The 15,037-nt window shown below is 41.1% G+C and carries 17 protein-coding genes, 1 pseudogene and 1 CRISPR repeat array; of the genes and pseudogenes, 7 read left to right on the top strand and 11 right to left on the bottom strand.

The genetic code is table 11. The features are described from left to right. Positions 1–2: 2 nt before the first annotated feature. On the bottom strand, positions 3–749 hold the full coding sequence (gene cutC, locus AAC155_RS00855; protein ID WP_113040652.1) for a copper homeostasis protein CutC: 747 nt from the start codon (positions 747–749) through the stop codon (positions 3–5). Positions 750–886: 137 nt separating this feature from the next. After that, a pseudogene (locus AAC155_RS00860) lies at positions 887–1,045 on the bottom strand (VOC family protein); the annotation flags it as partial. A gap of 53 nt (positions 1,046–1,098) precedes the next feature. On the opposite strand from AAC155_RS00860, the gene AAC155_RS00865 reads away from it, so the two are divergent. Continuing rightward, the gene (locus tag AAC155_RS00865) at positions 1,099–1,437 is read left to right on the top strand and encodes a toxin (RefSeq protein WP_113040653.1); all 339 of its coding nucleotides are present in this window, start codon (positions 1,099–1,101) and stop codon (positions 1,435–1,437) included. After that, on the top strand, positions 1,434–1,748 hold the full coding sequence (locus AAC155_RS00870) for a helix-turn-helix domain-containing protein (RefSeq protein ID WP_011146353.1): 315 nt from the start codon (positions 1,434–1,436) through the stop codon (positions 1,746–1,748). Before AAC155_RS00865 ends, AAC155_RS00870 begins: the two co-directional genes overlap by 4 nt. Before the next feature lie 15 nt (positions 1,749–1,763). On the opposite strand, the gene AAC155_RS00875 is transcribed toward AAC155_RS00870, so the two are convergent. Continuing rightward, positions 1,764–2,327 (bottom strand): VOC family protein, encoded by a 564-nt coding sequence (locus AAC155_RS00875; RefSeq protein WP_011146352.1) that lies wholly within the window; start codon positions 2,325–2,327, stop codon positions 1,764–1,766. An 801-nt stretch (positions 2,328–3,128) separates the two neighbouring features. Between AAC155_RS00875 and AAC155_RS00880 the strand changes: the two genes are divergently transcribed. Then, the gene (locus AAC155_RS00880; protein ID WP_113040654.1) at positions 3,129–3,497 is read left to right on the top strand and encodes a LecA/PA-IL family lectin; all 369 of its coding nucleotides are present in this window, start codon (positions 3,129–3,131) and stop codon (positions 3,495–3,497) included. A 313-nt stretch (positions 3,498–3,810) separates the two neighbouring features. Here AAC155_RS00880 and AAC155_RS00885 read toward each other — a convergent pair whose 3' ends face one another. From AAC155_RS00885 to AAC155_RS00895, 3 genes are all read right to left on the bottom strand, one after another. Further along, complete coding sequence (locus AAC155_RS00885; protein ID WP_113040655.1) at positions 3,811–4,389, bottom strand: YceI family protein; 579 nt, start codon at positions 4,387–4,389, stop codon at positions 3,811–3,813. 26 nt (positions 4,390–4,415) lie between these two features. Further along, a complete protein-coding gene (locus tag AAC155_RS00890) occupies positions 4,416–4,970 on the bottom strand; it encodes a cytochrome b (RefSeq protein ID WP_011146349.1) in 555 nt (184 codons plus the stop codon). A gap of 279 nt (positions 4,971–5,249) precedes the next feature. After that, on the bottom strand, positions 5,250–5,399 hold the full coding sequence (locus AAC155_RS00895) for a hypothetical protein (protein ID WP_158536457.1): 150 nt from the start codon (positions 5,397–5,399) through the stop codon (positions 5,250–5,252). A 171-nt stretch (positions 5,400–5,570) separates the two neighbouring features. On the opposite strand from AAC155_RS00895, the gene AAC155_RS00900 reads away from it, so the two are divergent. Continuing rightward, positions 5,571–6,308 carry a cyclase family protein gene (locus AAC155_RS00900; protein WP_113040656.1) on the top strand — a complete coding sequence of 246 codons (738 nt, stop codon included), beginning with the start codon at positions 5,571–5,573 and terminating at the stop codon, positions 6,306–6,308. 29 nt (positions 6,309–6,337) lie between these two features. On the opposite strand, the gene AAC155_RS00905 is transcribed toward AAC155_RS00900, so the two are convergent. Beyond that, positions 6,338–6,529 (bottom strand): hypothetical protein, encoded by a 192-nt coding sequence (locus AAC155_RS00905; RefSeq protein ID WP_125026231.1) that lies wholly within the window; start codon positions 6,527–6,529, stop codon positions 6,338–6,340. A gap of 133 nt (positions 6,530–6,662) precedes the next feature. Here AAC155_RS00905 and argS point away from each other — a divergent pair, with 133 nt between their 5' ends. Then, on the top strand, positions 6,663–8,393 hold the full coding sequence (argS, locus tag AAC155_RS00910) for an arginine--tRNA ligase (RefSeq protein ID WP_113040657.1): 1,731 nt from the start codon (positions 6,663–6,665) through the stop codon (positions 8,391–8,393). Positions 8,394–8,462: 69 nt separating this feature from the next. Here argS and AAC155_RS00915 read toward each other — a convergent pair whose 3' ends face one another. From AAC155_RS00915 to rimJ, 3 genes are all read right to left on the bottom strand, one after another. After that, positions 8,463–8,597: a hypothetical protein gene (locus tag AAC155_RS00915; RefSeq protein WP_255562972.1), complete on the bottom strand. Its 135-nt coding sequence runs from the start codon at positions 8,595–8,597 to the stop codon at positions 8,463–8,465. A gap of 160 nt (positions 8,598–8,757) precedes the next feature. Continuing rightward, a complete protein-coding gene (murJ, locus tag AAC155_RS00920; protein ID WP_113040658.1) occupies positions 8,758–10,293 on the bottom strand; it encodes a murein biosynthesis integral membrane protein MurJ in 1,536 nt (511 codons plus the stop codon). 703 nt (positions 10,294–10,996) lie between these two features. Continuing rightward, positions 10,997–11,565: a CRISPR direct-repeat array (repeat unit 28 nt; unit sequence TTTCTAAGCTGCCTGTACGGCAGTGAAC). A 227-nt stretch (positions 11,566–11,792) separates the two neighbouring features. Further along, on the bottom strand, positions 11,793–12,377 hold the full coding sequence (gene rimJ / locus AAC155_RS00925; RefSeq protein WP_011146345.1) for a ribosomal protein S5-alanine N-acetyltransferase: 585 nt from the start codon (positions 12,375–12,377) through the stop codon (positions 11,793–11,795). Between the two features lie 188 nt (positions 12,378–12,565). On the opposite strand from rimJ, the gene mdtH reads away from it, so the two are divergent. Together mdtH and AAC155_RS00935 are read left to right on the top strand one after the other, a co-directional pair. After that, positions 12,566–13,771 (top strand): multidrug efflux MFS transporter MdtH, encoded by a 1,206-nt coding sequence (mdtH, locus tag AAC155_RS00930; protein ID WP_113040659.1) that lies wholly within the window; start codon positions 12,566–12,568, stop codon positions 13,769–13,771. A 37-nt stretch (positions 13,772–13,808) separates the two neighbouring features. Further along, positions 13,809–14,372 carry a lipoprotein gene (locus AAC155_RS00935; protein ID WP_113040660.1) on the top strand — a complete coding sequence of 188 codons (564 nt, stop codon included), beginning with the start codon at positions 13,809–13,811 and terminating at the stop codon, positions 14,370–14,372. A gap of 65 nt (positions 14,373–14,437) precedes the next feature. Here the strand turns inward: AAC155_RS00935 and AAC155_RS00940 are convergent, their stop codons facing one another. Continuing rightward, the gene (locus AAC155_RS00940; protein ID WP_113040661.1) at positions 14,438–14,977 is read right to left on the bottom strand and encodes a TorD/DmsD family molecular chaperone; all 540 of its coding nucleotides are present in this window, start codon (positions 14,975–14,977) and stop codon (positions 14,438–14,440) included. Between the last annotated feature and the right edge of the window lie 60 nt (positions 14,978–15,037).

The raw sequence follows: 15,037 nt of genomic DNA on the forward strand, positions 1-15,037 counted from the left end.
TTTTACTCAAATAAAGTCAGACTCAGCATCCCTTTCATCACCTCTACCACACCACCATCAACACAATAATGTGAAAACTCATCCACTTCATTATCCGCGCTCATCGTCACCCCTGCTTTGCGGTAGGTCATGGTAGAGGGCATAATCCGTCTTGCCGAACTGTGAACTTCCGTTAACCCGATATCGATAAATTTATGAATATTACTCATACGAACACCCGCACCCGCCATAATAATTGGCCCCTGACTGGCTTGATGTAGCTCTTTCAATAAGGGTAATCCCAATTCCGCATTCTGTTGCTGACCAGAAGTCAATATTCGTTTAACACCAAGCTGAGTGAGTTGATCCAGTGCCACATAAGGATTAAAACACATATCAAACGCACGGTGAAAAGTAACGGCCATATCGCCAGACAGTGCCATCAATTGTTGCATACGGGGCAAATCAATATGCCCTTCTTCATCTAATACACCAAAAACGACGCCCATAAATCCCATATCACGGATCTGAGCAACATCATTTTTCATCACCTCAAAATCTGAGTGACTGTAGCAAAAATCACCACCTCTTGGACGTACAATGGGATACACAGGAATAGTTAATTGCTCAATAGCCTGCTTCAATGTACCAAAACTCGGTGTTAATCCCCCTTCCGCCTGACTGGCGCAAAGCTCTATCCGGTCAGCACCCGCCTGTTGTGCGATTAATGAGCAACCCACGCTAAAACAACAAATTTCTAACTTTGTCATCAGAAGTTCCTTGGACACCCAGTTATTAACGAGCAATCAATGAATCTACGCGATTCAGTAGTTCAATTCACTAACTATGACATCTAATTATTTCCGATGATTTGTAGGAAATCACAAGGTCAGAATTTTTATCTGGATCACAAGGACGAAAACGTTAATTTTGCCGACTGGTGCTCATTTTTAACAATTTCACGCAATGTAAATGGGTGAAACTTGACGGTGATCTCACTATCAGTGATAGCTAAGGTAGGATTAGGCAACCGCTCTTGTTCCCCTTTGGGTTGACTCTCTTTAACTATCCCCAACTTGGGTGTATATTATACTCAAGTTGGGAACAGATGGATAAGTGATGGAAGCTGTTTTTGTTGAACTACCACCTTTTGAACGTTACCGTCATAACTACCTGAGTGATGAGGAGTTTCGAACCTTCCAAAATATGCTACTGAAAAATCCAACAACAGGAGATGTAATCCAACATACAGGCGGATTGCGTAAAGTACGTTTTACTGATTCCCGAAGGAAAAAGGGAAAACGAGGCGGTATTCGGATAATTTACTATTGGTGGGTATCTAAATCGCAATTCATGCTTTTCACTATCTATGATAAAGATGAAATGTCAGACTTAACTAAAGAGCAATGCGAATCCTTGCGTAAAATGTTAGAAATGAGAAAAAAGGAGCATAAATGAAGCGTGATCTATTTGCAGAACTCAATGAAGGGATGAAAGCTTGGGAAGAGGCTAACGAAGGCAAACTCACATTGAAAACTCATAAGAGGAGGTTAAAAAATGATATCTTCATCAGTCCGGATGAGTTGAAATCTATCCGGAGTAAACTGAATATTTCTCAGGCTGTTTTTGCCCAGTACCTGCATACCGGTGAGACGACATACCAAAACTGGGAACAGGGACGGGCTAAACCGAATAAACAAGCTGTGTTACTGATTAAAATGGTGGAGCGCAACCCGCAGGCACTAGAATTTCTTGCCAGCCTCACATAACAATATCACTTTAATTCATGTAGCTGAGCATTCACTTTTAACAATTTCACGCAATGTAAATGGGTGAAACTTGACGGTGATCTCACCATCAGTGATAGCTAAGGTCGGATTAGGCAACCGCTCTTGTTCCCCTTTGGGTTGACTCTCTTTAACAGAAAAACCTGCCGGCAAAGGTTGCGGTAATAATGCTTTTGCGGCTGTTGATAAGATCTCAGGTGCCACCGGCAGCACCAGCTCCACATGTTCCCATCCCTGATGCAAGTAAGTTTTCTTGCCAGGATAGGGCAATTCTACACAATCAATTTGCCAATTAAGCACCGCAATTGGGTACTCTAAATCAAACAAGCAGATTGGACGTCCATTAATGATAGTTTCTGACATCAAACTGCCACATTGCAAAAAACCTTTACGCCAGCGCTCCGCTACAGAGATATCGTGACAACGTAAGGAGATATGATCGGCTTGATATTGCTCAACATTCAAATTAAGCCGTTGTTTGAACCGTACCAATTTTTGCTCAAATATTGCCAGTTCAGCCACTAAATCCTGTAATTCAACAATAGAAGAAAAATGTGTCATATTATCCCAGTTAAGATGCAATAGATTGGTCCCTTCCCTTGGCCCCAAACAGCCCAAGAATTTTAAAGGGTTGCCGCCGTTTCAAACCTCAAATGATACTCTCGATTGGTAATAATTGAAATTCGATGGTACCAACACAATCACTCTTTCAATAATTCCATGAATTCTCATTACCCTATTTCACTCACAAAAAACTGCAATTAAGAGCCTATCTCAATAGGCGTAATTGTTGCAGACAGTTTGAACACGGACAGCGCGGAAAAACCGGAGCGTACACGTAGTACGTGAGGATTTTGAGCACTGCCCAGGTTCGCTCTTTATGGCAAAGAAGGGCAAATAAAATAGCTCTATTGGGATAGGCAGTAAGCGAAAAAATCCGCTTGGGACAATGTTTGATACCTTGCAAGAAACACTATCTATCAATACCATTTTACACAATTTCCACACGGAATAGGAATTAAGGGTAATTCGGGTTTCCTGACATAATTAAGTCAGGAAATTAAAAAGGGAATCATTCTATTTTATTCTAATGACTCGTTAGAATCATTTAAAATCAAAAATAACCATAAATTTATCATTCAATATAAAATTAAGACGCTATAAAAAAACAAAAATAAAAAGCAAAAATCACAATATTAAAATTAACGGTAGATACAAAGATTATTGTAATTGATACAGATCACAAATGCTAATTTTCTCATTGAAACCCCACTATAAAAAAAATAAATTATACTTCCGTCAAATATGTAATCATCTTTGACTAAATTTATTTCCATAAAACATAATTTCGGAGGCAATACTATGTCTAATTGGTCTGGAAGTGTTCCAGCTAACGCTGAAAACGGTAAATCCACAGGACTTATTCTCAAACAAGGAGATACAATCTCTGTTGTTGCTCATGGATGGGTGAAATATGGCCGTGATAATGTTGAATGGGCAGCACCTGATGGTCCTGTACCCAATAATCAACAACCGTCATCAATAGCCACACTCGTCGCTAAGATCGCCAACAAGAAGTTTGCAATTGGCAACGGAGTACTTCATAAAACGGTTCCTGTAGATGGCGAATTAATACTTTTATTCAATGACGTACCGGGTACTTTTGGTGATAATTCAGGTGAATTTCAAGTCGAGGTCATAATAGAGTCTCGATACTCCCCTTTAAAATAAATAAAAACTGTGTGAATATATATTACCAATAAAGTAATAAACATTTTTATTGATATAATGCCAAGTGAAAAATCACACTATTTCACTTGGCAGATGTCATCCCACAATTCTCTGTCCTTATTATTCGGTTAATGCAGTTGCAATAAGATCTTATCTACCCAAAAACCACATACAATCAATTACATTAAAGCTGTATATAAAAACAGTATCATCCATGACATCAACTGAAAAGAAAGTTTTGCCTATCAACAAAACAGGCCACGCAATGCGCAGCCCTTAATAAATTACACTACCGAACTAAGTCATCAGCGTATTACTTTTCCCGGACACCTTCGATAGAAATCAATAAATCTGCTTCCTGTGATTTAGGTCCCAAATCTGCTTTGAAATTAAAGTCTTTCAGTTTGATTTCACCAGAAGCTTCAAAACCTGCGCGATAACCACCCCACGGGTCTTTACCTTCACCCATCAGCTCTGCATTCAGTATCACCGGCTTTGTCACACCGTTTAAAGTCAGATCACCCGTAACAACATATTTCTCGCCCTCTTTTTTCACTTCAGTTGACGTGAATTTTGCTTCAGGGTATTTCTCTGTATTAAAGTAATCTTTACTACGCAGGTGTTTATCACGTTCGGCGTGGTTAGTGTCCAAACTGGCTATTTTGATCGTCACATTAACTTTATTTTCCGCCGGATTTTGCTCATCAAATGTGAAAGAACCATCAAAATCTTTAAATGTCCCATATAGCCAGCTATACCCCAAATGCTGAATGCGAAATCCAATAAAGGCATGCTGGCCGGGTATATCAATTTTATAATTGGCAGCTAATGCAGAACTTGCATTTAGTAACAATGCACCCGCAGTCAGGCCAAGTAGCGTCTTCTTCAACATATTCTTCTCCATAATCGTCTTTTATATTATTCAGGACGGAAACCCAGTATCCGCTTTAAGGTTGCATCACGATCAATAAAATGGTGTTTTAATGCTGCAACAGCATGTAATAACGATAAAATTACCACTGCCCAAGCAAGGTAAAGATGAATCATTCCAGCAGTATCCGCCTGTTCACCCTGACCGATTAATGTAGCCGGCACAATAAACCAGTCAAAAACAGAAATTGGCTGACCATCAGCGGTCGAAATTAAATAACCACTAATCAAAATGCCAAACAGTAAGATATACAACAAAATATGCATTAAAACCGCGCTGACTCTAATCAGGCGACTATAACTGGCTAATGGCTTGGGTGGTGGAGAAACAAAACGCCAGATAACACGCACAGCCATCATGATAAACAGCAACATCCCGATACTTTTATGAATTTCAGGTGCTTTATGATACCACGTATCGTAATACCCTAATGTCACCATCCACAGTCCTAGCGCAAACATGCCATATACGATCAATGCAACCAGCCAATGTAAAAGGACAGATAAGTGACCAAACTGGTTGGAAGTATTCTTCCAAAGCATAACAGTTCCTTTTTTAGGTAAATGTAGACTAGCCATTTTTTGAGCTAATTCAATTATGAATGATATTAATCTCTTTTTTATTAAAAATCCCAACAAATAATTTGCAAAAGATTTTCAATTTTAATCAATAAAACTCATTTAAGGTAAAAAACATTAAGTAACAATAAGATAAAAATAAATCACATTAATAATAATGTCGAAAAAATATATAATATATATTTTTTATTATATTTGACTTTAAATTTCAACTACCGTAAAAATCAATTATCTTATTTTCTATTATTTCTTTATAATTTTCCGCTTATAAGAATCGTAACCTGATGCACTCGTATCTGGCGAGTCTAACACAAGCCTGGAACAATAAAAGGGTATATACCCGTCATCTTTCAAGTTGCCTCTTTGTTGGCTACACTCGCTCACCCCGGTCACATAGTTTGCTATGCTCTCGGGGATTCACTCCCTTGCCGTCGCGATCCATCTTGAAATCCATAGGGTATAAAACATGAGGAACATCACTGTTTACGGCAGCAAATCTTACAGCATTAATCATACAATAGTGGTAAAAATAACATCAATAAATTATCAAAAATGAGGTTTTTTATGTCAAATAGCATTTTACAAGCACTCACGGTGTTGAAGTCAAAAAAATGGGTCGATTTGACGCATAGCTTCGATAAAGATTCTCCACATTTTTTTATGCTTGATTCAGCAGAATTTAAAACACTGTTTGATTATAAGGATGGCTTTTTTACTCAGCAATTTTCTTTTCCCGGCCAATATGGGACTCACATTGATGCTCCCTGCCACTTTGTTCCTGATACCCGTTATGTCGATGAATTGGAATTAAAAGAATTAGTTTTACCTCTAATCGTACTTGATCAATCAGAAAGAGCAAAACAGGACCCTAATTTTTCACTTTCTAAAGAAGATATTCTTAAATTTGAAGAAGAATATGGAATTATTGAGGCAGGTACTTTCGTTGCGCTCAGAACGGATTGGAGTAAACGCTGGCCATCTCAGAAAGCAATGGATAATAAAGATGATTCTGGCAATAACCAAACACCCGGTTGGGGGATAGATGCCCTCAAGTTTTTATTTGAAGAACGCCATATTAAAGCCATTGGGCATGAAACATTTGATACCGACGCCGCTAAAGATTTTAGAAAGAATAATGCCTTGTTAGGCGAAGATTATGTCTTAAAGCAAGATACTTATCAGATAGAACTTTTAGCTAATTTGGACCAAGTACCTGTACGTGGCGCCGTTATTTTCAACATTGTAGCCAAACCTAAAAAAGCCTCTGGTTTTCCTGTTCGTGCGTTTGCCATACTCCCATAACTGCGCCCCTCCCTTATGCCGTATATTCATTACGGCATTATATACCCGTTATCTTTCAAGCTGCCTCTTTGTTGGCCGCACTCGCTCACCCCGGTCACATAGTTCGCTATGCTCCCGGGGATTCTCTCCCTTGCCGTCGCGATCCATCTTGAAATCCATAGGGTATAGTTACCATCATGATTTTGCGGGAAGACGCGTTTTTTATCTTCGCCACTTGGCACAAAGCAACAGTAAAGTGGTATGTCATGTGTTGAATATGGTATAAAACCCGCCGTTTTTTCTTATGAACCATTTTGCAAAGGATATTGTTTGCTACAATATACCTATTTCTTGTTCGTCATTTAAGGTAACCAGGTGAATATTCAGGCGATTCTTTCAGAAAAAGTCAGCCAAGCGCTGATTGCAGCAGGTGCTCCAGCCGACAGCGAAGCTCACATCCGCCAATCCGCGAAAGCGCAATTTGGCGACTATCAGGCCAATGGTGTTATGGCCGCCGCGAAAAAAGTGGGTATACCTCCCCGACAACTGGCAGAAAAAGTTGTTAACCTGCTAAATCTGCAAGGTATCGCCAGTAAAGTTGAAATCGCTGGTCCCGGCTTTATCAATATCTTCCTTGATAAAGCATGGATTGCAGCCAATATCGAAACTGCACTGAAAGATGAAAAACTAGGCGTTACGCCAGCCAAACCACAAACTATTGTTGTCGATTATTCCGCCCCCAATGTCGCGAAACAGATGCACGTTGGTCATTTGCGCTCCACGATTATTGGTGATGCCGCCGTCCGTACATTGGAATTCCTCGGTCATAAGGTTATCCGCGCTAACCATGTGGGTGACTGGGGAACCCAGTTCGGTATGCTAATTGCCTATTTGGAAAAAATGCAAAATGAAAATGCCAGCGATATGGCATTGTCCGATCTGGAAGCGTTCTATCGCGAAGCGAAAAAGCATTACGATGAAGATGAAGAGTTTGCCATCCGCGCCCGTGGCTATGTGGTGAAACTGCAAGGCGGTGATGAATATTGCCGCACCATGTGGCGCAAGCTAGTGGATATCACGATGGCCCAAAATCAGCAAACCTATGATCGTCTGAATGTCACGCTGACTAAAGATTCTGTCATGGGTGAAAGTCTGTACAACGATCTGCTGCCCAGTATTGTCGCGGATCTGAAACAGCAAGGGCTGGCAGTAGAAAGCGATGGTGCAACCGTAGTTTACCTTGATGAATATAAAAACAAAGAAGGTGAACCGATGGGCGTTATTATCCAAAAACAGGATGGAGGTTATCTTTACACCACAACCGATATCGCCTGTGCAAAATACCGTTATGAAACCCTGCACGCGGACCGCATTCTTTACTACATCGATTCCCGTCAACATCAACATTTGATGCAAGCCTGGACCATCGTTCGTAAAGCGGGTTATGTACCAGAATCCGTGTCACTGGAACACCATATGTTCGGCATGATGTTGGGCAAAGATAGCAAACCATTTAAAACTCGCGCCGGCGGTACTGTCAGATTGACCGATCTATTGGATGAAGCTATTGAACGTGCCAACACCCTTATCCGTGAAAAGAACCCGGATATGCCAGAAGATGAATTGAAAAAAGTGGTTTCTGCTGTCGGTATCGGTGCCGTGAAATACGCTGATCTCTCCAAGAGCCGTACCACAGATTACATCTTCGATTGGGATAATATGCTCGCTTTTGAAGGCAATACCGCACCTTATATGCAATATGCTTACACCCGTGTTGCCTCCATCTTTAAACGTGCCGAAATCGATGAAAGCAGTCTGACCCTACCGGTTATCCTAAATGAAGATCGTGAACAAACATTGGCCACCCGTTTATTACAATTTGAAGAGACCATCACCACCGTCGCCCGTGAAGGTACGCCACATGTGATGTGTGCTTACCTGTACGATTTGGCTGGTCTATTCTCCTGTTTCTATGAACACTGCCAAATTCTTAATGCGGAAAGTGAAGAGTTGCGTCAAAGCCGCCTAAAGCTGGCGCTCCTGACTGCTAAGACATTGAAGCAAGGTCTGAATACATTGGGTATTGAGACGGTAGAACGGATGTAACAGGATAATCGTTGTTTTTCTGAAAAATTAGCGTGATTGGGCATATCTATTATTGCCTTATCACGCCTGTCACAATAGGCACCGCCACGCTTCATCATCCCCAACGCGACCGCCACTCGCTGAGCGAATCCCGGTTGTTGCAATTAATGTCCATATATACCCGTCATCTTTCAAGTTGCCTCCTTGTTGGCTACACCCACTCACCCCGTCACATCGTTATCTATGCTCCCGGGGATTCGCTCCCTTGCCGTCGCAATGCTTCTTGAAATCTATAAGGTATATACTTATTGGCTGATATCCCGGTAACCTCAGAAAACTCAAGCTCAGCTTGAGCTAACAATAACTACCGGGATACCTCAATTTATTAAAAACTGCGGTGGGCAAAATCTTTTAGCCGAAAACCCATCAGCACCAACGCAGCAAAATAGCTGCTTGCCCCAGCGATAACAACCACCATCAATCGCAACAGGCGCGTAGCCATATTTCCCTGCTCCCATGCTGGCATCAACCATAAAGTAACAGCTAATACGGCAATCATTACCGTAATTGCCACAACCAGTTTAAATAAGAACATCCCCCAACCCGCTAACGGCTTAAAAATATTTTTCTTACGTAATTGCCAGTAAAGCAGACTAGCATTGAAACAAGATGCCAGACCAATAGACAAGGCTAACCCAGCATGTTTCAGCGGGCCAACAAAGGCAAGGTTCATTAACTGAGTCAAAATCAAAGTGACAATCGCAATTTTCACCGGCGTTTTAATATCTCGACGAGAATAAAAACCCGGTGCCAGTACCTTAACAATAATTAGCCCCATCAGTCCAAAACAGTAAGCAATCAACGCTTTTTGAGTCATTACTGCATCAAATGCCGTAAAATTACCGTATTGGAATAGAGAAACTGTTAAAGGTTCTGCCAGCATACCTAAAGCAACAGCACAAGGCAGCGCTAATAAAAAACAGAGCCGCAGCCCCCAATCCATTAATTTGGTGTACTCCTCATGATTTCCACTGGAAAAACTTTTCGCTAGTGAAGGTAAAAGAATTGTTCCAAGCGCAACCCCCAATACACCAGAGGGTAATTCCATCAAACGGTCAGCGTAATACATCCAGGAGACAGAACCGGACACCAGAAATGAGGCGAAAATCGTATTAATAATTAATGAAATCTGGCCGACTGAAACCCCAAGAATTGCAGGCCCCATCTGCCGCATAACCCGCCATACGCCGCTGTCACGAAAAGAAATACGCGGTAATACCAGCATGCCAATCTTTTTTAAATGAGGAAGCTGATATAAGAGTTGCAAAATTCCGCCCACAATCACCGCCCAACCCAACGCCATCACCGGCGGATTACAATAAGGGGCGACAAATAACGCAAACACAATCATACTGATATTAAGTAACGTCGGAGCGAAGGCAGGAACAGAAAATCGATTCCAGGTATTTAATATCGCACCTGCCAACGAGGCCAGTGATATCAGAAAAATATAGGGAAAAGTAATTCTTAACAAATTTGTTGTCAGCGTAAATTTATCGGCGGTATCGGTAAAACCGGGTGCGGTAACATAAATCACCCACGGTGCTGCCAAAACTCCCAGTACAGTAACAATGGCCAGAATTAACGTCAGCATACCGGAAACATAAGCAATAAACGTCCGAGTCGCTTCATCACCTTGCTGATTCTTATATTCCGCCAAAATGGGCACAAATGCCTGAGAAAAGGCACCTTCTGCAAAAATACGGCGCAGTAAATTAGGCAATTTAAATGCAACAAAAAAAGCATCCGCTGCAACACCAGCCCCAAATATGCGGGCAATAATGGCATCTCGGATAAAGCCCAAAACCCGAGAAAACATGGTCATAGAGCTAACCGCAGCCAGCGATTTCAATAAATTCATCGTATTTATCTCAAAATCATGTTAGTTAATTTCCGAACTGCCTGTACGACAGTAAACTGTTATATATTAACTTTAAGCTACTGACAGTTAAAGCGTATATTGATAAAACAATAAAAAAACCTCTTAAAAAAAGAATATTCCTTTAAAATAAAAAATTATTATTGAATGCCAAATTATGTACAGACTCAAGTTATATGAATGTTTATTTTCAATCACTCTTTATTTATCTGTTTTTAATTAAACCAACATTATCCAGTGAATATGAAATAAAAGTTATGATTTATCAAATCATTATAAAAAAGAACTTCAATATTTATTAAATATACTAATCAGAATAATACCTATTTATACGAATTAAAGAAACCATTCAAATTATTTTCATGATAATCAATAACAAAATGTCCATTTAATAATTTAAAGTAATACGGACATGTTGATTTTAAGAGGAACGATATTGCACTTATTATATGAATCTACCATGGTTAATCATTCACTTTGTTAACAAAATCGGCGAGTATGCATAAATTCATTCTCATACACTAGAAATCATTAACTTTTATAATTTGCCAATGTAACATTGTATTTGGCCTAAATGATGGTACCTTGCAACTAGCCTTACTACAGAAAGCCCAAATAGCCACTTCGAAAAACGCACCAACCGAAGTCAGTGCGTCAAATAAATCAATTCATTGAAGCTTACTCATTTCTAAGCTGCCTGTACGGCAGTGAACAAAAATTGGTATCCACGGCCTACACGTATCCGTTTCTAAGCTGCCTGTACGGCAGTGAACGTCTATGCAGCAGAGAATGAAATTTTCGTGCTTTTCTAAGCTGCCTGTACGGCAGTGAACGTTGAAAGTTATATGACAAACATATATCGTAATTTCTAAGCTGCCTGTACGGCAGTGAACGACAGAACTATCTTACGACATACCATGCCGCCTTTCTAAGCTGCCTGTACGGCAGTGAACGCGTGATCATTCTTTCTGGGCCTACAGGATCGTTTCTAAGCTGCCTGTACGGCAGTGAACCCTTGGTGATTAGCTGTGTTGCTTAATGATTGTTTCTAAGCTGCCTGTACGGCAGTGAACTCCGCTTCTTTGGACTTGGCGGTGGTGCCAAATTTCTAAGCTGCCTGTACGGCAGTGAACCATGGCGCACCCCGTCAGCAGCAGTGCCGGCAGTTTCTAAGCTGCCTGTACGGCAGTGAACTGGGGAGATCAAAGCAGAGGCGGCTGCGGTTCTTTCTAAGCTGCCTGTACGGCAGTGAACTGTTACATATTAACTTTAAGCTACTGACAATTAAAGCATATATTGATAAAACAATGAAAAAACCCTTTTTTACAAGAGAAATAATATCCCATTAAAAATCAATAGATTAAAATCCACTCTCAAAAAAGGGTCAAAAATAAGGGGTGGAGAAGGCAGATTTTCAACAGTGATTTAATTCATCATTACCAATTTGCTTTACTTTATTTGGTGACAGTACAGCGTAATAATCAACTCTTTCCACTCCATTTTTCATCTGTCAACGCGGTTAATACGTGATCTTGCCAAACTCCATTAATCATCAGGTATTTCTTAGCATAGCCTTCACGTTCAAAACCCAATCGTTCCAACAACTTCCCACTACGATGATTATCCGGCATATAATTAGCCATAATCCGATGCATCCCCTGTTGGCGTTGCATATAACGGATAGCTGGTTGTAAAGCTTCGTACATCATCCCTTTTCCCTGCCACTTTTCACCAAGCGAATATCCCAAATAACAGGCATGAAAAGCCCCACGCAGAATATTACTGAAATTGGCAACACCAATAACTTCACTCTCATTTGAATCAAGCAGCAGAAAATGAAAAGCCGCACTCTGTCTTTGCATTTCTATGATTAAATTCAATCGATTTATCCAACCGGAAGGCTGGCAATGACTTCTATCTCTAGTCGGCTCCCAAGGTTTAAGAAACTCGTGATTTTCTGAATAGTACTCAGCCAAACGATAAGCATCCCGCTCGTACACCAAACGCACCACCATTCGTTCCGTAATCAGACGAACTTTCGGTAAAGTGGAACGATAACCAAACATTATTTCTCCCTAGCTCTGTTAATTTATCCGTTAAAAATTTAAGTGATTTATCTGTAAAAAACAGCTTCCACTCATTACTTTACGACAAAAAAATATTATCCATAATTCACTATCCTAATGTTCGAATTAAGTACAGAATATAAAAGAACTGTATTGTCCTCTCTTCTTAATTACTCCAATGGTGAGCAATGTCACTGGTTTCACAAGCACGTAGCCTGGGTAAGTACTTCCTGTTATTCGATAACTTGCTGGTCGTTCTAGGTTTCTTCGTCGTTTTTCCTTTAATATCAATACATTTTGTTGAGCAACTGGGTTGGGCCGCGCTGGTTGTCGGTTTTGCGCTTGGTTTACGTCAGTTTGTACAACAAGGTTTAGGCATTTTTGGTGGCGCAATTGCAGACCGTTTTGGCGCGAAGCCGATGATCGTCACCGGCATGCTGTTACGCGCTCTTGGTTTTGCTTTAATCGCCTTAGCCACCGAACCGTGGATACTGTGGTTCGCCTGCATATTATCCGCACTGGGGGGTACCTTATTTGATCCTCCCCGGACCGCACTGGTCATCAAACTAACCCGACCGCACGAACGTGGCCGCTTCTTCTCGCTGCTGTTGATGCAGGACAGTGCCGGTGCGGTTATCGGCGCACTGATTGGTAGCTGGCTGCTGCAATATGATTTCCAACTTGTCTGCTGGACAGGTGCCGGTGTTTTCGTTCTGGCAGCCATCTGGAATGCATTATTCCTCCCTGCCTACCGGATTTCTACTACCCGCACTCCCATCTGGGAAGGGATGGAGCGCGTTATTAAAGATCGTCGCTTCTTCACCTATGTGTTGACGTTGACCGGCTACTTTATGCTGTCTGTCCAGGTGATGTTAATGTTCCCGATTATCGTCAACGAAATCGCCGGAACACCCGCTGCGGTAAAATGGATGTACGCAATTGAAGCAACCCTATCGCTCACTTTGCTGTATCCGATCGCCCGTTGGAGCGAAAAACGATTCCGGCTAGAACAGCGTCTAATGGCCGGGCTTTTCCTGATGAGCCTGAGTATGTTCCCTGTCGGTTTGATTGGTGAAATAAATACCTTGTTTGGCCTTATTTGCCTGTTCTATCTCGGCACCATCACCGCTGAACCTGCCCGTGAGACATTAAGTGCTTCACTAGCTGATCCACGTGCGCGTGGTAGTTATATGGGATTCAGCCGTCTTGGTCTGGCATTGGGTGGCGCCTTGGGTTATACCGGCGGTGGTTGGCTATATGATACCGGCCATGCGCTGAACATTCCGCAATTACCTTGGTTTCTGCTTGGGATTATTGGCTTGATAACGCTGTATGCCCTGCACCGTCAATTTAACCAACGTAAGATTGAATCTGCCATGCTGAGTGGCAATTAATGAGGTAAAATCTGCCCTCCAAAATAAAGGAGTCGATATGAGAAAATTTTTCTTGGGGGCAGTCTTGCTGCTAGCGGGGTTAATCAGTGGTTGTGATCAGTTCAAAGATGTCAGTATCAGCGAAGAGTTAATTAATGGTTATCTAGCAAAACACGTCCATTACCAGAAACAGATCGAATTACATGGTATTGCCAATGCGGATATTGAATTGACAGAACTATCCAGCCAAATTGGTCGAACAGAACCAAACAAAATAGCGTTAACTGGCCGTGCAAATGTAAATATTACATCCTTGCTTGGCCCAGCTAAAGCCGATATGAAACTCACCCTGAAAGCACAACCTGTTTTTGAGCAGGAAAAAGGGGCTATTTTTCTGAAAGAGTTGGAAATCGTTGATTACCAAATTACGCAGGAAAAAATGGAAAAACCGATTAACGCATTACTTCCTTATCTGAATAAATCACTCAGTGCTTTCTTTGATGTTCATCCTATTTATGTAATAAAAGCAGATCACAGTAAAGCTGAAGCCGCGGCTAAAACATTAGCAAAAAGGTTAGAAGTGAAACCTGGCAAATTAGTTATTATGCTGACCGATAAATAATTTTCATCAAAATATAGTAAAAAGGCAAATAATTCGACATTATTTGCCTTTTTATCATTTAAAAATTAAGAATCCAGTTCTTCTCTTAACGCCTGTAATGCTTCACGGGTTATCATTGCTAATGTCCGGTAGAAAACAGTTATTGCATGGGCTTCCACTTTCCCCAGAAATTGCCCACACCATGGCAGCAAATATTCATCAAACAGCACAATTTGCCCCTGAACCTCATCTTCTGCTGCCTGATCTTCCAGCCATGAAGCCCCTAATAACAGAGAACCAAACTGATCGACTGGCCCATCGGACAATGGCATTCCTCGTTCAGTCAAAAATTGACGAATATCGTTTTCACTCTCCCCGGTATAGTCAGAACGGCGGTCTGGTACGTTAGCATTATCTCCATAAAACAGTACCATATAATCAGCTTGCATTGCGGATAGATCGCAGTTTTGTTGCAAACGATCCAACAATGCATCTTGCTCCAATGGCCATGATTGCTTCAATTTACCTTCGACAATCATCGTCAGAAGTGGTTTCAAAATCGGGTCTTGCGGTTGACGATTAAATAAAGTCCCTAAAATACGGCAGACTATTGAAAATTCATTCATCTCAGTTTCCAAATAAATAGCAATTTTGCTGTTATTGTCTCCAATAGCCGCCCCTATTGT

It is taken from the genome of Photorhabdus sp. HUG-39 (assembly GCF_963878365.1).
GTDB lineage: Bacteria > Pseudomonadota > Gammaproteobacteria > Enterobacterales > Enterobacteriaceae > Photorhabdus > Photorhabdus kayaii.